At 66.4% G+C, this 241-nt stretch carries 1 protein-coding gene; it reads right to left on the reverse strand.

Annotated features, from left to right (window positions below):
- Positions 1-241 (reverse strand): MFS transporter (locus SB753_RS40745; protein WP_410805634.1); only part of this gene is annotated, 241 nt, incomplete at both ends.

Consider the following 241-nt stretch of genomic DNA (forward strand, 5'->3'; position numbering starts at 1 on the left):
GGTGAACTTCCTCCGCGAGATAGGCCATCGCGACGGCCGGCACGCCGCCGAGCGCGAGTCCTTCGAGCGCGCGCAACACGAGCAACTGATGCCACTGCGGCGCAATCGACACGCCGATGGTCAGCAACGCGGAAGCCGTCAGCGACATCGTCATCAGCTTGTGGCGGCTCCAGCCTTCGGAGACAAAGCCCGCGGTGAAGATGGAGACGGCGAGCGCGGCCGTCGACAGCGAAACGGTGAG

Origin of the sequence: Paraburkholderia sp. SIMBA_053 (genome assembly GCF_046534895.1) — a bacterium.
Classification (GTDB): Bacteria; Pseudomonadota; Gammaproteobacteria; order Burkholderiales; family Burkholderiaceae; genus Paraburkholderia; species Paraburkholderia caledonica.